15 protein-coding genes and 1 riboswitch are annotated in these 17,137 nt (G+C 65.2%); of the genes, 6 read left to right on the plus strand and 9 right to left on the minus strand.

The genetic code is table 11. The annotated features are described in order from the left end of the window. The first annotated feature begins 37 nt into the window (after positions 1–37). A complete protein-coding gene (locus JWV26_RS05865) occupies positions 38–760 on the plus strand; it encodes a hypothetical protein (RefSeq protein WP_206418597.1) in 723 nt (240 codons plus the stop codon). Between the two features lie 9 nt (positions 761–769). On the opposite strand, the gene JWV26_RS05870 is transcribed toward JWV26_RS05865, so the two are convergent. Then, on the minus strand, positions 770–1,450 hold the full coding sequence (locus JWV26_RS05870; RefSeq protein WP_206418598.1) for an energy-coupling factor ABC transporter permease: 681 nt from the start codon (positions 1,448–1,450) through the stop codon (positions 770–772). A gap of 53 nt (positions 1,451–1,503) precedes the next feature. Beyond that, positions 1,504–1,705: riboswitch (cobalamin riboswitch) on the minus strand. A gap of 307 nt (positions 1,706–2,012) precedes the next feature. Here JWV26_RS05870 and JWV26_RS05875 point away from each other — a divergent pair. Beyond that, positions 2,013–2,756, plus strand: a complete 744-nt coding sequence (locus JWV26_RS05875; RefSeq protein ID WP_206418599.1) for a carbonic anhydrase — start codon at positions 2,013–2,015, stop codon at positions 2,754–2,756. A gap of 57 nt (positions 2,757–2,813) precedes the next feature. Here JWV26_RS05875 and JWV26_RS05880 read toward each other — a convergent pair whose 3' ends face one another. The 8 genes from JWV26_RS05880 to JWV26_RS05915 all read right to left on the minus strand — a co-directional run bounded on the left by JWV26_RS05880 (position 2,814) and on the right by JWV26_RS05915 (position 13,397). Next, the gene (locus JWV26_RS05880; protein WP_206418600.1) at positions 2,814–4,463 is read right to left on the minus strand and encodes an acyl-CoA dehydrogenase family protein; all 1,650 of its coding nucleotides are present in this window, start codon (positions 4,461–4,463) and stop codon (positions 2,814–2,816) included. Beyond that, on the minus strand, positions 4,460–5,101 hold the full coding sequence (locus JWV26_RS05885) for a TetR/AcrR family transcriptional regulator (RefSeq protein ID WP_206418601.1): 642 nt from the start codon (positions 5,099–5,101) through the stop codon (positions 4,460–4,462). The genes JWV26_RS05880 and JWV26_RS05885 overlap by 4 nt, the downstream gene beginning before the upstream one ends. A 168-nt stretch (positions 5,102–5,269) precedes the next feature. Next, positions 5,270–7,681: a hybrid sensor histidine kinase/response regulator gene (locus tag JWV26_RS05890; RefSeq protein WP_206418602.1), complete on the minus strand. Its 2,412-nt coding sequence runs from the start codon at positions 7,679–7,681 to the stop codon at positions 5,270–5,272. A gap of 91 nt (positions 7,682–7,772) precedes the next feature. Continuing rightward, positions 7,773–8,663 (minus strand): ABC transporter substrate-binding protein, encoded by an 891-nt coding sequence (locus tag JWV26_RS05895; RefSeq protein WP_196460561.1) that lies wholly within the window; start codon positions 8,661–8,663, stop codon positions 7,773–7,775. Next, entirely contained in the window at positions 8,660–10,636 is a 1,977-nt protein-coding gene (fhuB, locus tag JWV26_RS05900) for a Fe(3+)-hydroxamate ABC transporter permease FhuB (RefSeq protein ID WP_196460563.1), read from the minus strand. The genes JWV26_RS05895 and fhuB overlap by 4 nt, the downstream gene beginning before the upstream one ends. 2 nt (positions 10,637–10,638) lie before the next feature. Further along, a complete protein-coding gene (locus JWV26_RS05905) occupies positions 10,639–11,406 on the minus strand; it encodes an ABC transporter ATP-binding protein (RefSeq protein ID WP_206418603.1) in 768 nt (255 codons plus the stop codon). Further along, positions 11,400–12,146, minus strand: a complete 747-nt coding sequence (locus JWV26_RS05910; protein ID WP_196460567.1) for a siderophore ferric iron reductase — start codon at positions 12,144–12,146, stop codon at positions 11,400–11,402. The genes JWV26_RS05905 and JWV26_RS05910 overlap by 7 nt, the downstream gene beginning before the upstream one ends. Before the next feature lie 90 nt (positions 12,147–12,236). Continuing rightward, positions 12,237–13,397 (minus strand): MFS transporter, encoded by a 1,161-nt coding sequence (locus JWV26_RS05915; RefSeq protein ID WP_074916544.1) that lies wholly within the window; start codon positions 13,395–13,397, stop codon positions 12,237–12,239. A 143-nt stretch (positions 13,398–13,540) separates the two neighbouring features. On the opposite strand from JWV26_RS05915, the gene JWV26_RS05920 reads away from it, so the two are divergent. The 4 genes from JWV26_RS05920 to JWV26_RS05935 are packed head-to-tail and all read left to right on the plus strand — an operon-like array spanning position 13,541 to position 16,902. Then, positions 13,541–14,338 carry a hydroxymethylpyrimidine/phosphomethylpyrimidine kinase gene (locus tag JWV26_RS05920; RefSeq protein WP_196460569.1) on the plus strand — a complete coding sequence of 266 codons (798 nt, stop codon included), beginning with the start codon at positions 13,541–13,543 and terminating at the stop codon, positions 14,336–14,338. Next, the gene (gene thiE / locus JWV26_RS05925; RefSeq protein ID WP_196460571.1) at positions 14,335–14,958 is read left to right on the plus strand and encodes a thiamine phosphate synthase; all 624 of its coding nucleotides are present in this window, start codon (positions 14,335–14,337) and stop codon (positions 14,956–14,958) included. Before JWV26_RS05920 ends, thiE begins: the two co-directional genes overlap by 4 nt. Positions 14,959–14,980: 22 nt before the next feature. Continuing rightward, positions 14,981–16,270 (plus strand): glutamate-1-semialdehyde 2,1-aminomutase, encoded by a 1,290-nt coding sequence (gene hemL / locus JWV26_RS05930; RefSeq protein WP_206418604.1) that lies wholly within the window; start codon positions 14,981–14,983, stop codon positions 16,268–16,270. Next, the gene (locus JWV26_RS05935) at positions 16,270–16,902 is read left to right on the plus strand and encodes a DUF6962 family protein (RefSeq protein ID WP_206418605.1); all 633 of its coding nucleotides are present in this window, start codon (positions 16,270–16,272) and stop codon (positions 16,900–16,902) included. The genes hemL and JWV26_RS05935 overlap by 1 nt, the downstream gene beginning before the upstream one ends. The last annotated feature ends 235 nt before the right edge of the window (positions 16,903–17,137 follow it).

Here is a 17,137-nt window from a genome sequence, read left to right on the forward strand (position 1 = left end):
CGGCTAGGCTTGGATCAATTCGTCGGAGGTCACCATCATGCCTCATGCAATCGTTCTGCTGTTGGCCATGGCCTCATGCTCAAGCGTTCAAGCCGGTGAACTCGATGGCCATTACCGGGCCACGCTCGACGGCCAGCCGAGCGAGCTGATCCTGCGCCAGAACGACGCCGTGGTGGAAGGCGAGTACGTAGAGGGCCAGCACCTGCGCCTGGTCGTCAAAGGTCGCTACGACGGCAAGTTGCTGCGCGCCGAGATCAGCGACCCGCAATCGGGCCTGCTGCTGGCGAACATGAACGCGACCTACGCCAACGCGATGCTCAACGCCAGTATCGCTGCGCGTAACCCAAGAAACGGGGAGATCTTGGAACGCCAGGCGCTGTTTCAGCGCGAGGCGGCGATTGCGACGCCACCTACGTCAGGCACTTTGGACCCGACACTGGTCGGCACCTGGGTACACGAGAAGATCATCAATAGCGGCGGTGCCAGCTTCGCCTCGTTCAACACTCTGATGACCCTGCAGTTGAATGCCGACGGCAGCGTCACCCAGTGGAGCCGCTCGGTCGGTGGCGGAGGCGACTGGAGCTACGACAGCCCAGGCGAGATGCAGTACAGCGGCCACTGGCGCAGCCAGGGCGGCATGCTGATGGTGCGCCTGGCTGGCGCCGCCGACTATCAACCCGCCGCCTACTACCGCTTCAGCGACCAGTACCTGGTCACAGAGAGCAATACCGGCAAGATGATCTGGCAACGCCGCCGCTGAGCGACCGGCTCAGGCCGGCTGATGCAGGCGCACGTTGAACAGCGGCCCCTGGCTGAAACGCGACAGCGCCTTGGCAGCGGCCAGCACCCCCAGGTCGATCAGCGGCTCGACCAGGATCACGCTCATGTAGGCCAGGCCGAAGCTGCCCACGGCCGCCAGGTTCTCGCTGGAGAAGCCATGACCGTAGAAAGCCCAGAACGCGACCCAGGCGACGATGCCGCCCTGATAAGCGGTCGAAAGCGCCAGCGCCTGCTTGTAGGAAAGATCGACGTAAGCCGTGCCCGGCGCGACGATGCGCTTGGCCAGCAGGTTGATACCCCACAGCGGGATCAACAGCGTGGTGACGTTCATGCCGTACTGCGGCAGGTCGAACTGAGCGAACAGCAGCCCCTGCAACAACAGGCCAGCGGCCAGACCAATGGCGGCAGCCCCGGCGCCGAATAGCAGCAGCAGGGTCGAGCCGAGGATCAGGTGCACCTCGGAAACGCCCACCGCATGATGCGGGAACACTTCGAAGAAGCAGAACACCAGGGCGGTGGTCAGCAGGCTGCGTAGCGCCAGGGCGGCGACACCGCCGTTGTTGCGGACGCTGCCCAGAGCGAGCTTGGCGGTCAGGCCGAAAGCGGTGACGGCCGTTGCGTAGCTGAGCAGGATTTTGGCGCCTTCGACGACACCAGGTTCGATATGCATGCGAGCTCCTTTGCCGCGCCCACCGCGCGACGATTCGGATAAGGGGGTAGGCGAAACGCCCGTTGTCGATGGCAGGTCTCCTGGCTCACGGCTTGGCACTTCGCCCGCCTTCCCGACCGAAGTCAGTGGCATGAGGGCGTCGTTCGCCGCTTACAGTTGCGGGGGCAGCCAGGGCATTGGCGAGATTCGCCGCACCCTGTTCCCTTTTCATCCACACGCGCCAAGGCGAGCGGAACCATCGGCGGCAACCTTACTCCGCAGCTCGGGCAAAAGACAGTACTCGCGCTCAAGGCACCGCCCACCTCCTCGGCAACGATCCGGGCCTGCCACCTAAGCGCGACAGGCAGCGCAACACTCCCGAAATGCTCTCATCTGCCAGGAGCCACTCCACCTGAACAGATACTGTCTTGAATACAGCCGGCGCCACCGAGAATGCGCAATGCATCACGCCCAACCCATGAAGATGTAACTTTTTATTACAAATCATGCGTAATCTTTCCGCACTCGCCCCCGACTGCTGGCCACGCGAGCTGTAGATCCATCATCCAGTAAGAGAGCGCATATGAAGAAGACCCTGATCGTTGCGTTGACTGCACTGTTCGCAACCGGCGCCATGGCGGCCGAACAGCAACCGCACTGGAGCTACAAAGGCAAGGAAGGCCCCGAACACTGGGCCGAGCTCGACCCGGGCTACGAAACCTGTGCACTCGGCCATGCGCAATCGCCGATCGACATCAGCCATGCGACGCGCGCATCGCTGCCTCGCCTCGCCTTCGACTACCAGGCCAGCCCGGCCGAAGTGGTGAATAACGGCCACACCGTCCAGGTGAATCTGACCAATGCTGGCGGCATCGAGATCGACGGCAAGCCTTATCGCCTGGTGCAGTTCCATTTCCATACACCCAGCGAGGAGCACATCGCCGGCAAGGGTTTCCCGATGGTGGCGCATTTCGTCCACCAGGCCGCCGATGGCCGCCTGGCGGTAGTGGCTGTGCTGTTCAAGGAAGGTGAGAAAAATCAGGCACTGGAGTCCGTGTTCGATGCCATGCCGCCCAAGGCAGGCGAAAAAGTCGAACTGGCAGGCAGCTTCGCCCCGCAAACCGTACTGCCGCAGCAACAGGGTTACTACGCCTTCGCCGGCTCGCTGACCACACCGCCATGCAGTGAGGACGTGCAATGGCGCGTACTCAAACAACCGGTCGAGCTGTCCCATGCGCAACTGGCGCAGTTCCAGCACCTGTATGCGAAGAACGCCCGCCCGATACAGGCGCTCAACGGCCGAGAAGTACTGGAGAGCGACGACTGACCCCTGAGGCGCCGGCTGGATGGCCGGCGCACTGTCACGCCGCTATCGCGCTAGCCCTCACAGTAGATGCGGCGTGCTACGCGCCAGCAGCGCCTCGACATCGACACCGCGCGGCAGGGTGCCGTAGACGCGGCCGCGGCCTTCCAGGCGACTGGCGATAAAGGCGTCGCTGACCACGCTGTTGCCCGCCTCAAGCAGCAGCTTGGCCTGCAGTGCCACGGCCATGTCTTCGGTGAGCTGGCGGGCGCGGTACTGGATATCGGCTGTATCAGCGAAATCTGCCTTGAGCCGCTGGATATGCGCCTTCAGGCGGGCATCGCCATGGCCATCACCCAGTTCGGCGAACAACGCGTCGAGCACGCCCGGCTCCTTGGACAGTGCACGCAGCACGTCCAAACATTGCACGTTGCCCGAGCCTTCCCAGATCGAGTTGACCGGCGCTTCGCGGTACAGGCGCGGCATGATGGTTTCCTCGACATAACCTGCGCCGCCCATGCACTCACTGGCCTCGTAGATCATTTCCGGCGCGCGCTTGCAGATCCAGTACTTGCCCACGGCAGTGACCAGACGGGCGAACTTGTCTTCCTGCGCGTCATGCGCGTGATCCAGCGCGCGGCCCATGCGCATGCACAGGGCCAGCGCAGCTTCGCTCTCCAGCGCCAGGTCGGCCAGCACATTCTGCATCAGCGGCTGGTCGGCGAGCAGCTTGCCACCCACCTGGCGATGCGCACAGTGGTGCGCAGCCTGGGTCAGCGCCTGGCGCATCAGGCTGCTGGAGCCGACCATGCAATCGAAGCGAGTCATCGCCACCATCTCGATGATGGTCGGCACGCCGCGCCCTTCCTCGCCGAGCATCCAGGCGAAAGCGCCACGGTATTCCACCTCGCTGGAGGCGTTGGCCCAGTTGCCCAGCTTGTTCTTCAGGCGCTGGATGTAGAACGCGTTGCGCGTGCCGTCCGGGCGGTGACGCGGCAGCAGGAAACACGACAGGCCCTTGTCGGTGTAGGCCAGGGTAAGGAAGGCATCGCACATCGGCGCCGAGCAGAACCATTTGTGGCCCACCAGCTCATAGCCCTGCCCCGGCCCGCCGAGGCCGATGGGATAAGCGCGGGTGGTGTTGGCACGCACGTCGGTGCCGCCCTGCTTCTCGGTCATGGCCATACCGATGGTCACGCCAGTCTTCTGCTCCATCGGCAGGTTGCGTGGGTCGTACTCGGTGGCGAGGATCTTCGGCAGCCATTGCTCAGCCACGTTGGGCTGCAGGCGAATGGCCGGCACGGCGGCGAAGGTCATGGTCAACGGGCAGCCGCTGGCCGCTTCGGCCTGGCTATGCATATAGGTCAGCCCGGCACGGGCAACATGGGCGCCGGCGCGCGGGTCGCTCCAGGGCAGCGACGGCAGGCCGTGCTCGACCGCCGTGCGCATCAGCTCGTGGTAAGCCGGGTGAAACTCGACCAGGTCGATGCGATTTCCGTAGCGGTCGTGGCTCTTGAACGCCGGTTTGTTCTCGTTGGCAAGAAAGCCGGCCTGCATCAGGGCGCCGCCGGCCAGCGCGCCATAGGCGCTCAAACGCTCGTGGGCCCAGGCGCCATCGTAGCGGCGAATCCACTCCTGCAGCGGCAGGTCGAGGCGATAGAGATTGGCGCCATCGAGGCTCGGTACCTGGTTGAACACCTCGTGGGTTTCGGCATACAGGCTGGGTTTCATCGCGTGGACTCCTTGGCGCCGACGGCGCGCAGGCAGAAGGTGGCAAGGCTGGCGCTGACCTGCGCCAGCTCCAGGGTGGGTTGGCCTGCTTCGCGAGCGGCGCGAGCAGGTGGCGACAGGGGGCCGACCAGCGCTTCGGCAATGGCGCCGACCAGGCAGGCCGCCATCAGACCGATCTGTTCGACGCGAAACTCACCAGCGCCGGCACCCTCCTCCAGCAGATCGATGAACAGCTCGGCGTAGGCTTCGCGATAGAGCAGGCGCTGCTCATCGACTTCCGGGTCGACCGGTTCGGCAATCAGCGCGAAGGCCAGGCGGCGGCTATGCCAGGCGCGGGCAGCGAACTGTTCCAGGCCGATGCGCAGGCGCTCGCTGGCGCTGCCCGGCCCACGCAAGGCAGCGGCCAGAGCATCTACCTCACGCTGGCTGGCGCTGGCGAATACCTCGGCGGCCAGTTCACCCTTGCTGCGAAAGTGGCGGTACAGACTACCGGTGGCGATGCCAACATCGTCGGCCAACGCCTGCATGGTCAGGGCGGCGAAACCGCCCTCGGCCACTCGCAGCAAGGCGCAGTCGAGAATACGCACGCGCAACGCTTGGTCGCGGTCGAGTCGAGCTTCGGTGGTGCGATAAGCCATGGTCTGAATCCTGATTCACCTGCATGCAGTGAATCAGGATTCAGACCATGGCTAAAGGGACGATCCGGCCAAATCTGCCGCCGAATCGGGAAACAGGTAGCTCGTACAAAGCCGCACGTGCAGGAGCCTACAGGGCGGAGCGACTTGATTACGCCCTGCGAAGAAGAGTCAGACCGGCGCGGCGCCACCAGAGACCGCTGCCGGGCGGCACAGCACCCAGTCATGCAGCAGTACGCGTAACTCGTCGAATTTCACCGGTTTCGCCAGGTAGTCGCTCATGCCCGCAGCCAGGCAGCGCTCGCGGTCGCCACTGTGACTGTGCGCAGTGATCGCCAGCACCGGCAACTCGGCGCAGCCCGGCAGGGCGCGCAGTGCGCGACAGGTGGCAAACCCGTCCATCACCGGCATCTGGCAGTCGAGGAGCACCGCATCCACCGTCTCGCTGCGCAGCAACTCGAGGGCCTCGGCGCCGTTGTCGGCAGTGCGCACGCGGTAGCCGAGCTTGAGCAGCATGCCGCGAGTGACCAGTTGGTTGATAGCATTGTCCTCGACGATCAGTACCGTGCATTGCTGCGCCTGACGCTGCAGCGCGCCGCCCTGCGGCCGTGCCGGGCGAACATCGCTGGCCTGCGGTTGCAGCGGCAGGGTCAGCGGCACATCGAGGCGAAACCGACTGCCCTGCCCCGGCTGCGACTCGTGACTGAGCACGCCACCAAGCAGGTCGACCAGTTGCCGGCAGATCGCCAGGCCGATGCCCAGGCCGCCGTACTTGCGTGTCATCGAGCCATCGAGTTGATGGAAGCGCTGGTAAAGGTCGCCGTCGCCGGGCGCGAAACCGATCCCCGTATCGCTGACCACCACACTCAACGGCAGGTTGCTGCCCACGCTGCCGGCGCGGCCGACCTGCAAGGTCACGCCGCCCTGGCTGGTGAACTTGATGGCGTTGTCCAGCAGATAGCCCAGCGCCTGCGCCAGCTTGGCCGCGTCCCCTTCCAGGGTGTCGGGCAGGTTGTCGTCCAGCTCCAGGGCGAACGTCAGCCCCTTGTCTTCGGCGCGCGCCGCATACTGGGCACGCAGACCATCGAACAGCCCGCGCAGGCTGAACGTCTCGCGCCGCGGATAGAGCTTGCCGGCCTGCAATTCGGTGAGCGCGAGGATGTCGTTGACCATGCGCATCATGTCGCGCGCGGACGCTGCAGCGGTCTTCTGGTACTGCTCCAGTTCGATGTCCATCTTCACCGTCTGCATCAGCTCCAGCGAGCCGATCACCCCGTTCATCGGCGTACGCAGCTCATGGGTCACGGTGGCGAGGAATTCATCCTTGAAACGGTTGCTGTCGGCCAGTTCCTGGTTCAGCGTTTCGAGCTTGCGTCCGGCCTCCTGGAGGATGCGCGTGCGCTCTTCCTTCATCGCGTTGATGCGGTCGGCCAGCGCCAACGACAGCAGGCCCACTTCCAGCGCCGAGCCGATCTGACTGGCGTACATGGTGAGAAAGACGTTGGGCAGGTAGCCCAGCACCATCAGCGTGTTGACGATGCCGCCGATGAGAAAGGCGGTCCAGGCGAAGATGAAGTAACGCGCCACGCGCATACCGCGCAACCAGGCAAGCACTCCGGCAGCGAAGATCACCACGGTGAACAACAGGGCCAGGTAGGTGGCCAGACGCAATGCCGTGGCATAACTGACGCTCAGTGCCAGGATCATCACCCCGGCGCCGCAGGCCATCAGCAGCAGCAACAGGCGATCGACCCAGGGACTGTGTTCGCCAGTGTGCAGGAAGCTGCGGGCGAACTGGCAGCCGAACAAGGCGGCCGAGCCGATCAGAAATGGAGTCGCGGCATTGGCCCACCAGGGGTTGTTGGGCCAGAAATACTCGATGCCGGCACCGTTGACCGAGACCTGATACAGGCCGAACGAGGCGATATAAAGAATGTAATAGAGGTAGCTGGTGTCACGCACGCTGAGGAAGATGAACAGGTTGTACACCAGCATCACCAGCAGCACGCCGTAGATGATGCCAAGCACGTAGATACGCGCGGGCTGCTCTTCCAGATAGGCGTTGGGCGCCCACAGGGTCAGCGGCGCCTGGATCGAACCCTGGCTTTCCAGACGTAGATAGATGCGCTTGGTCTGGTTCGGCTCGAGGTTCAGCTCGAACAGGTAATTGTGCTGGCGGATCTGGCGGGTGTCGAAAGGCAACGAATCGCCTGTACGCTGAGCCAGTGCGAAGCCGCCGGCCTCGTCGGGGAGGTAGAGTTCAAGGTGATCGAGCGGCGGATAAGCCAGCTCCAGCAACCAGTTGCGGTCACCCTGCGCCTCGCGCGGCAGATAGTGCAGGTCCAGCCGCAGCCAGAATACCGAGCGTGAATAGCCGGCGTTGAGCACGGGTTTGTCATGCAGACGGAAACTGCCTTGCACGGCGGGCGAGGCGATGTCGTCGATGCTGGCATCGCCGCGCACGTCCTCGAACACGTACATGCTCTGCCCCAGAGGCAGAGTGCGCATATGTTCGTCGAAGGTAACGGCGCCCACGAGCGAGGAAAAAACGAGGCTCACGATGAGCAGGAGCAGCCGGTACATACGACTCCAAAACCCTGTCGGACAACGCCCAGGCCCCCATTAGCCCATCAGATGGCGCCGTCACGCACGGCAGACTTATATTCGAATCGCTCTACTCTAGGGACTGTTGGGGCGCTTTTCCAGATTCAGACGGTAGTTTAAGCAGCGCTTCACCTATGGCCCCGGCCAGATACTGCAGGGAAAACACGCCGCCATAGGTCCAGGTCGAGGGCATCGCGGCGAAGCGCTGCTCACGCACGAAAGGCATCGCCTGCCACAATGGTGAGGCGAACAACTGCGCTTCCTGGGCAAAGGGTTCGATATGCAGCACGACGCCCTCTTCGATGCGACCGAGCGCGGTGATCGGTACCTGAGTGATGCCCCAGGGGCTCGCCGCCAGGTCCATCGCAGGCTGAAGGCCGAGCAGCGCCAGCGCATGTTGCGGCATGGAGTTGGGACCGTTGATGAAGGCGGCCGTCGGCGACGAGAGACGTATCACCGTGACGGCCGGCAGGCGCTCCCCGTAATGAGCCCGCAGCCGCTCGCGCCATTGCGCCAGCTCGGCGTCCATCGCCTGCAGGCGTTGCCTGGCCAATGCCTCGCGGCCGAGCGCACGCGCCAGGTCGAGAAACGCCTCGCGCTGCACCTGCAGATTGTCGTGCTGCTGGCTGAAACCTTGGTACACCTGAACCGGCGCAATACGCTCTAGCAACGGGCGGATGTCTTCCAGCAAAGGAGGGATGACGATCAACTCAGGCTGCAACTCGGCCAGCAATTCGAGGTTGGGCTCCAGGCGCGAGCCGGCCGAAGGCACGTCTGCGGGCAGCGTCGGCCGCACCACCCAGGCGCGGTAGTCACCGGCATCGGCGACGGTCAACGGTGTCACATCGAGCATCAGCAAATGCTCGGTGGCCTCCCAGCTCAGCGCGGCCACCCGTGGCTCAGCGCTGCTCCAGGCAGGCGTCAGCCACAGCAGCAGAAAGCAGAGCAAGCAATGCTTCACGCCAGCCTCCCACGGATGAGCAGGTAGACGAAATAGCTGCCACACAACACCGAGGCGACAATGCCCACCGGAATCTGCAACGGGAAGATCAGGGTGCGACCGGCCCAATCGGCCAGCAGCATCAGCACCGCGCCCAACGAGGCCGCCAACAGCAACTGCGGCAGCACCCGGCGCGCGCCAAGCATCACCGCGATATGCGGGGCCAAAAGCCCCAGAAACGCCACTGGACCTAGCAGGCTGGTAACCAGCGCACAGAGCAGCGCCACCAGCACCAGCAGTGCCAGACGCAAGCGCGGCACGTTCAGGCCACGGCTGGCGGCCACCCCGTCTCCGATGCCGATCAGCGTCAGCGCACGCTGGAACAGCAATGCCAGCGCGCCGAACAGCAGCACGCCGACCGCCAGCCACAATGCCTGTGCCGGTGTGGCGCGGTAGGTGGAGCCGGCCAGCCAGCCGAGCAACGCGAACGAGTCACCGCTGCCCTTGGCCAGCACGAACTGCAAGGCGGCGTTGAGCAGCGCGCCGAGGGAAATACCCAGCAGCGCCATCAATGCTGGTGAGTAGTGATGACGCCGGCCCAGCAGCATCAACACCGCCAACACCGCCAGGCTGCCGACGAAGGCAGCCAGCGGCGCGACCGCTCCGAACATCGCGCCACCGAAGACGATCAGCGCCAGCATAACCGCCAGCGTGGCACCCGCGGATAGACCGAGAATATCCGGGCTGGCCAGCGGGTTACGCAATAGGCGCTGCAGCAGCAGACCGGAAATCGCCAGGCCGGCACCGGCCGCGGCGGCAGTGAGCACACGCGGCCAGCGCAGCGACCAGACCAGCGCCGACGGCCACTGCAGGTGCCAGCCATCGACACCACGCGCCAGCCCGAGCGCCACGGTCAGCGCCAGTACGGCGAGAAGTGCCACCCACAGCGCACTGCGCCAGCCGAAACGCTCGGCGCCGCGCGGCAACTGCAGGCCACGCGGGTCTTCCGCAGCCAGGTGGCGGCGCGCCAGCCACAACAACACTGGCGCACCGATCAACGCCGCCGCCGCGCCACTGGGTACCAGTTGGCCGCTGACACGATTGGCCAACAGCGCCAGGGCGTCGGTGCCGAGCAGCAGCAAGGCACCGAGCAACGCGCTGTAGAACAGTTCATCACGCGCCGTGCGGGCACCAAGCATCTTCGCCAGATTCGGTGTGAGCAGGCCGATGAAACCGATCAGGCCGACCGCCGTGATCGACACCGAACATAGCCAAAGCGCCGCCAGGAACAGCACCAGCATCACCGGCCACAGCGCCAGGCCACGGGCCTGAGCGGCATCACTACCGAGCTGCAACAGGCTCAACGGTCGTGGTGCCAGCACCAGCAGTGGCAAGGCCAATAGCAGCTTGGGCCACAACCACTGCACCCAGTGCCAGTCGATCTGCGCCAGATCACCCGCACCCCAGACGAACAACCCCTGGGTGTACTGGTTGTTGATCAGCACCAGGCCGGCAGCCAATGCGCCGAGCAACAGGTTCATGGCCATGCCGCCCAGCACCAGCGGCAGCCCGCCAATACCGCTGCGCCCGGCAATCAGCAGCACCAGACCGACCGCCGCCAGTGCGCCGAGCAGGGCCGCCCATTGTCCGTTGCTGGCCGCGAAGGTCGGCACCAGCAAGGTGGCCAGCACCAGCCCGAGCCAGGCCCCGGACGAGGCGCCGATGGTCATGGGCGACACCAGGCGATTCTGCGTGATCTGCTGTAGCAGGCTGCCGGACAGTCCCAGCGCAGCGCCCGTGAGCAGCGCCATGCTCAGCCTGGGTAGAGCCGACAGTTGCAGCTGTAGAAACTCGAAGCTGTGTTCGGCAGAAGCCAGCATCGCCCACAGTTCGAACGGATCAAGATCGGCCGCCAGCCACAGGTGCAGGAGTGCCAGGGGCAGCAGCGCGAGCAACGTCAGAAGGTGGCGTGACGGCGCCGAAACTGCCGCCATGCTCAGGCCACCACGGCAATCTTGCGGGCGCTGCCGGGCTGCTCGATCAGTTCGATATCGATGTCGTAGAGCTGGCTGAGCAACGGCCCGCTGAGCAACTCGTCCGGGCTGCCGTCGAAGAAGATCCGCCCCTGCTTGAGGGCAATCACCCGGTCGGCATGCCGCGCCGTGAGGTTGATGTCGTGGAGGATGGCAACGATACCGCGCCCGCTGTCGCGATTGAGCTGGCGCAGCATGCCCATCAACTCGTACTGATGCGCCAGGTCCAGCGCCGAGGTTGGCTCGTCGAGCAGCAGCAGCGGCGATTGCTGGGCCAGCAGCATGGCGATCCAGGCGCGTTGGCGCTCGCCGCCGGACAGACTGTCGGCCAGGTGATCGGCGTAATGGGCGACATCGGTCTGGGCCAGCGCCAGATCGACGGCGGCATGGTCCTCGGCGCGCCAGCGGCCGAGCAGCCCGCGCCAGGGGAAGCGCCCCAGACGCACCAGTTCGCGAACGGTCAGGCCAACGACATCGGGCAGGTGTTGCGGCAGAAAAGCCACACGGCGGGCGAAGTCACGGGCGGAAAAATCGGCCAGGGTACGCCCGTCCAGTTGCAGCGAGCCTCGGGTCGGCTGCAGCTGCCGCGCCAGCAGGTTCATCAGGGTCGACTTGCCCGAGCCGTTGTGGCCGAGGATCACGGTGAAGCGATCACCTTCGAGGTGCAGTTCGTCCAGCGCCAGCGTCACCCGCTCGCCGCGGCGTACTTCGATATCACGCAACGTCAACATGCCAGGGCCAGCTCCTCGCGCAGACGCAGCAGGCGCTCGTCACGCCGCAGCTTCGGGCAGGTGCTGCACAGCTCGCCGTCGCAACGCCGAAAATGCTGACAGCAGGCCTTGCGCTCCAGAGTCAGGCAGCCGCGGCCATCGTCCAGGCGCACTTCCAGCAGCTCACTGGCGCCGCGCAGGCCCAACGCGTCCAGCCAGCGTACCGCCAGCGCGCGAAGTTGCTGGTTATCCAGAGTCAGTTGGCGCTGTACCAGCAACAAGGCGGCCAGCACGTAGTCGGCAGCGAGGCGCTGGGCCAGCTTGCCGTGAATGCTTTGTACCTGGCAGAACTCGGCGTGCTGGCGGCGCAGCAGTTGCTCAAGCTGGCTGGCAGCCAGGCCGATCAGCTGATCGTCCGTAGCCTGCTGCGGGCAATGCTCGGGCAGACAGAAACCCGACACCACGCCGCCCTGCACCGCCTGCCCCAGGCTCGCCAGACAGGGCACGCGCTGCGCCAGGTGTACGCCGAGCAAGGTCAGGTAGATGGGCTGCCAGACCAGGTAGGTCCAGCTGCGCACCGTCCAGTAATGCGGCCCGGCCTCGGGATGAGCCTGCTGCCAGTGCTGGTAGAGCGCGGCGATACGCCGGTCGTTGCCCTCGCTGCCGCACACCAGCAGGTCAGCCCCGGCATGCCCGATCCGCCCTTGCAGCCCGGGCAGGCTGCGGGAAATGACATCGAGCAGGTGGTGGAGGTCTTGCATCGCGGCGAACCCGGACGACGGCGGCAGTGCGGAGGGCGAATTTAATCACCGAAACGCATCTGCATCAAATTATCATTCGCCACTCAAGACTCAGGCCGTGCGCGGTTTACGCACCAGCAATGGGAATAGTGCAGCCGTCGCCAGCAGGCCGGCAGCACCGACCCAGAACGGCATGGCCTGGCCGTAATGGCTGACCAGTAGGCCCGCGCCGTAGGCCGAGCCCATGTTGCCCAGGCACTGGAAGATATTGATCTTGCTGAAGTCCACCGCGTAGTGCTCCGGCGAGCTGAGCTCGAACAGCAGTGCGTCGAGACGCACGGTGACCTGATACAGCGCCCAGCCGAACAGCACACGGCCGAGCAGGATCAGCCACTGATCACCAAAGCCCTGAATGAAGGTGGCCGCCGCGCCCAGCAGCAGACCGGCAAGAATGCCGTCACGGGTATTGCCCTGCTTGGTCGCGCGGCGCCCCCACCACAGCGCCACCACGGCCACCGCGCCGGGCAGGGCATAGACGAAGCCGGCCGCCATCTCGCTGTTCCAGTGCGCCACCTGCTGCCAGTACACAGCAAAGAACGGCCGCGTGACGTAACCGACGAAGTAGAACAGCAGCATCACCAGGCACAGGCGATAGATCGCTGGCAGGCTGCGCGACTCGTTCTTCACCGGCGCCTCGTCGCTCGCTGGCTGCTCGCCTGGTGCCGGCAGATAGCCACGCACCAGATGCATGCAGATGGCCATCTGGATGAAATCGCCGGCGGCCATCACCAGAAACACATCGCCAATGTTCATGATCTGCAAAATCAGGCCGCCCAGCGCGGCGCCGAGAATGGCGCCGAAATGCACCACCACCGACAGCGTGCCGATGGTCTGGGTGTGGTTGTCCTGCTGCTGCAGGCTCATCACGTAGGGGTACATCAGCAGGTAGCTGCCCTTGAACACCACCATCAGCAACGACACCACCCAGAACAGCGGCAGCGAGTCGATGAAATAGCAGGCGGCGGTCAGGCTGCCGGCCATCAGCTGCGCGCTGATCAGGATGCGCACCGGGTGCACGCGCTTGGCCAGACGCGCCCAGAGCGGGAACACCGCCATCACCACCAAGCTGACCACCGCCAGATACAGGCCGACGTGCTGCTCCGGCGGATTGTCGAAGCGCTCGGCGAAGTACTGCGGATAGAAGGGAATGATCAGGTTGTCGGTGATCACCGCCAGGGCGGTCATCATGATCAGGCAGGTACGCAGCGTCATCGGAGGCAGTCGGGCAAGGCGGCAGGGCCGCGCATGATGCCATTTCCAGACCAGATAACGCTAATACGCACGAGAATCAGAAAGGCTAACGACCGGCATGGCGTGCAGCGACTTGAGGCTTGTTAGTGATAAGCTCGCGCACCATGAAAACGCCAAACTTCCGCCCCGTAGTGCTATGCATGTCCGGTCACGACCCCAGTGGTGGTGCTGGTCTGCAGGCCGATATCGAAGCCCTGCTGGCCCAAGGCTGCCACGCCGCACCGACGGTGACCGCGCTGACCGTGCAGGACACCGTCAACGTCTCCGACTTCCGCGTGCTCGACCGCGACTGGGTGCTGGCCCAGGCCCGCGCGGTCATCGCCGACATGCCCGTGGCCGCCGTCAAGCTGGGCATGCTCGGCTCGGTGGACATGGTCGACACCGTGCTCGAGGTGATGAGCCAGCTGCCGGGCGTGCCACTGGTCTGCGATCCGGTGCTGCGCGCTGGCGGCGGCGGCTCGCTGGGCAAGGACGACGTCGGCTATGCCATGCGCGAGCGCCTGTTCGCCGTCTCCACCATCGCCACGCCGAACCTGCCGGAAGCGCGCATCCTCGCCGAACTGCCGCAAGGCAGCGCCGACGAGTGCGCCGAGAAGCTGCTGCCTTTTATAGAACACCTGCTGATCACCGGCGGCCACGGCGACGAAGCCGAAGTGCACAACCGCCTGTACTGCCGTGACGGCAGCCGCCACACCTTCACCTGCGCGCGCCTGCCCGGCAGCTACCACGGCTCCGGCTGCACCCTGGCCAGCACCCTGGCCGGTCGCCTGGCCCTGGGCGAGGAACTGGTCAGCGCCGTGAAAAGTGCCCTGGACTATACCTGGCGCACCCTGCGCGACGCCGAACAACCCGGCCATGGCCAACACGTGCCGCGCCGCCTGCCTTTGGACTTCGGGGCATGAATCTTCGCGGTCTCTACGCCATCACCGACACCCCGCTGCTGGCCGGCGGCAAGCTGCTGCCCTATGCCGAAGCGGCGCTGATCGGTGGCGCGCGCCTGCTGCAGTACCGCGACAAGTCGGGTGATGCCATGCGTCGCCTCGATGAAGCCCAGGCACTGGCCGAACTGTGCCAGCGCCATGGCGCCACGCTGATCATCAACGATGACCTGGAGCTGGCCGCGCGCCTGGGCGTCGGCCTGCACCTGGGCCAGAGCGACGGCTCGCTGGCCGCCGCTCGCGCCTGCCTCGGCGCAGAAGTCGTGATCGGCGGTACCTGCCACGCCCAGCTGGAACTGGCCGAACGCGCGGTCGCCGAAGGCGCCAGCTACATCGCCTTCGGCCGCTTCTTCAATTCCAACACCAAACCCGGCGCTCCGGCTGCCACCGTGGAGCTGCTGGATCAGGCACGCGCGCGCTTTGCCCAGCCCATCGTCGCCATCGGCGGCGTGACCCTGGAAAACGCCCCCGGCCTGATCGCCCGGGGCGCCAGCATGGTTGCCGTGATCCACGCCCTGTTTGCCACGGACTCCGCCACCGAGGTGGAAGACCGCGCCCGCGCCTTTGCCGCGCTGTTCGACTGATTCGTTTCCAGAGAGACCTGCCATGTCCCGTTCCGAAATTCTCTTCGCCAACGCCCAGAAACACATCCCTGGTGGCGTCAACTCGCCGGTGCGCGCCTTCCGCAGCGTCGGCGGCACGCCGCTGTTCTTCAAGCACGCCGAAGGCGCCTATGTCGTGGACGAAGACGACAAGCGCTACGTCGACTACGTCGGTTCCTGGGGCCCGATGATCCTCGGCCACAGCCACCCTGAAGTGCTCGACTCGGTGCGTCGTCAGTTGGAACACGGCCTGTCCTACGGTGCGCCGACCGCGCTGGAAACCGAAATGGCCGAGCTGGTGTGCGGTCTGGTGCCGTCGATGGAGATGGTGCGCATGGTCAGCTCGGGCACCGAGGCGACCATGAGCGCCATCCGCCTGGCCCGTGGTTTCACCGGCCGCGACAGCATCATCAAGTTCGAGGGCTGCTACCACGGTCACTCCGACAGCCTGCTGGTCAAGGCCGGCTCCGGCGCCCTGACCCAGGGCGTGCCGAACTCCGCGGGCGTGCCGGCGGCCTTCGCCAAGCACACCCTGACCCTGCCGTTCAACGACATCGACGCCGTGGCCGAGTGCCTGGCGCAGGTCGGTCAGGAAGTGGCGTGCATCATCGTCGAGCCGGTGGCCGGCAACATGAACTGCGTGCCGCCGGCGCCGGGCTTCCTCGAAGGCCTGCGCGAGCAGTGCGACAAGCATGGCGTGGTGCTGATCTTCGACGAGGTGATGACCGGTTTCCGCGTCGCCCTGGGCGGTGCGCAAGCGCACTACGGCGTCACCCCGGATCTGACCACCTTCGGCAAGATCATCGGCGGCGGCATGCCGGTAGGCTGCTTCGGCGGCAAGCGCGCGATCATGGAATGCATCGCCCCGCTCGGTCCGGTCTACCAGGCCGGCACCCTGTCGGGTAACCCGCTGGCCATGGCCGCTGGCCTGACCACGCTGAAGCTGATCAGCCGTCCGGGCTTCCACACCGAGCTAACCGACTACACCACGCGCATGCTCGATGGCCTGCAACAACGCGCCGATGCCGCCGGCATTCCCTTCGTCACCACCCAGGCCGGCGCCATGTTCGGTCTGTATTTCAGCGGCGCCGACGACATCGTCACCTTCGCCGACGTGATGGCCAGCGACAGTGCGCGCTTCAACCGCTTCTTCCATCTGATGCTGGACGGCGGCGTGTACCTGGCACCGAGCGCCTTCGAAGCGGGCTTCACCTCCATCGCCCATGGTGAAAAAGAGCTGGAAACCACCTTCGCTGCCGCCGAGCGCGCCTTCGCCGAGCTGAAAAAAGCCTGATGCAATACAGCACGGCCTTCAGTGACGCGTTGCTGGCCCTGGCCTGCGTCGTCTGCGTCGTATGGATCGGCCGGGCTCGCAGGCGCTATGGCGAAGGTGACCAACCGGCGCTGTTCTGCGCCCTGCTCGGTTTTCTGCTGCCGGCTGCGGCGGCCAGCGTCGGCGTGATTCGTTACGGCTTCGACCCGAGCTGGCAGCCAGCGCACCTGTGGCTGTCGCAGGCCAGCAGCTTTCTCGGCCTGCCGCTACTCGGTGCCGCCGCACTGGCGCTGGGCCGTGGCTGGGCCTGGAGCCGGCCGAACTGGGGCCGAATCCTGCTCGGCCTGTGCGCCTTCTTCGAGTTGTTCCGCCAGCTTGGTTATATGGAGGACTACCGCCTGGCGCTGAACCTGGCCACGCTGGTGCTGATTCTCTATGCCGGCGCAGTCCAATGGCCGCGCCGCGCGCCTGCTGTAGTCGCAGCCGTGGTGGTGGGCCTGTTCCTGCTGGCCGGTGTGGCAGTCGGCACCGAAGGCGTGATCGGACCGCTGCGCCGCATCGACCTGTTCCACGTGCTGTTGGCGCCAGCTTACCCGCTGCTGGCATGGCTGCTGATGAGGCTGCCGGGAAGTGCGAAACGACAGACCGGGTAACAGGCTGTTGAAAAACGTAGGCGACGACTGCATGGATGCAGGAGGTAGAGCGAAGCAGGAAGCCCGAGCCGAGGCAGGCAAGACAATACCGATGGCGGCCCCGCAAAAACGGCCGAAAAAGCGCAGTTTACGCGCTGTAAATGAGCATTTTGAGGCCGGCTTTAACGCAGTATTGCCAACGCAGGTAGTTTTTCGACAGCCTGGTAAAGCCTTTGTAACAAGCCCGCGGTTATTC

This window comes from Ectopseudomonas toyotomiensis (genome assembly GCF_017167985.1).
GTDB classification, from domain to species: Bacteria; Pseudomonadota; Gammaproteobacteria; order Pseudomonadales; family Pseudomonadaceae; genus Aquipseudomonas; species Aquipseudomonas toyotomiensis.

Excerpts from the sequence above, each read along its gene's own strand:
- JWV26_RS05935 (WP_206418605.1), top strand. The coding sequence starts at position 16,270 with ATGCAATACAGCACGGCCTTCAGTGACGCGTTGCTGGCCCTGGCCTGC.
- JWV26_RS05920 (WP_196460569.1), top strand. The coding sequence starts at position 13,541 with ATGAAAACGCCAAACTTCCGCCCCGTAGTGCTATGCATGTCCGGTCAC.
- JWV26_RS05865 (WP_206418597.1), top strand. The coding sequence starts at position 38 with ATGCCTCATGCAATCGTTCTGCTGTTGGCCATGGCCTCATGCTCAAGC.
- JWV26_RS05890 (WP_206418602.1), bottom strand. The coding sequence starts at position 7,681 with ATGTACCGGCTGCTCCTGCTCATCGTGAGCCTCGTTTTTTCCTCGCTC.
- JWV26_RS05910 (WP_196460567.1), bottom strand. The coding sequence starts at position 12,146 with ATGCAAGACCTCCACCACCTGCTCGATGTCATTTCCCGCAGCCTGCCC.
- hemL (WP_206418604.1), top strand. The coding sequence starts at position 14,981 with ATGTCCCGTTCCGAAATTCTCTTCGCCAACGCCCAGAAACACATCCCT.
- JWV26_RS05915 (WP_074916544.1), bottom strand. The coding sequence starts at position 13,397 with ATGACGCTGCGTACCTGCCTGATCATGATGACCGCCCTGGCGGTGATC.
- JWV26_RS05875 (WP_206418599.1), top strand. The coding sequence starts at position 2,013 with ATGAAGAAGACCCTGATCGTTGCGTTGACTGCACTGTTCGCAACCGGC.
- JWV26_RS05885 (WP_206418601.1), bottom strand. The coding sequence starts at position 5,101 with ATGGCTTATCGCACCACCGAAGCTCGACTCGACCGCGACCAAGCGTTG.
- fhuB (WP_196460563.1), bottom strand. The coding sequence starts at position 10,636 with ATGGCGGCAGTTTCGGCGCCGTCACGCCACCTTCTGACGTTGCTCGCG.
- JWV26_RS05870 (WP_206418598.1), bottom strand. The coding sequence starts at position 1,450 with ATGCATATCGAACCTGGTGTCGTCGAAGGCGCCAAAATCCTGCTCAGC.
- JWV26_RS05905 (WP_206418603.1), bottom strand. The coding sequence starts at position 11,406 with ATGTTGACGTTGCGTGATATCGAAGTACGCCGCGGCGAGCGGGTGACG.
- thiE (WP_196460571.1), top strand. The coding sequence starts at position 14,335 with ATGAATCTTCGCGGTCTCTACGCCATCACCGACACCCCGCTGCTGGCC.
- JWV26_RS05880 (WP_206418600.1), bottom strand. The coding sequence starts at position 4,463 with ATGAAACCCAGCCTGTATGCCGAAACCCACGAGGTGTTCAACCAGGTA.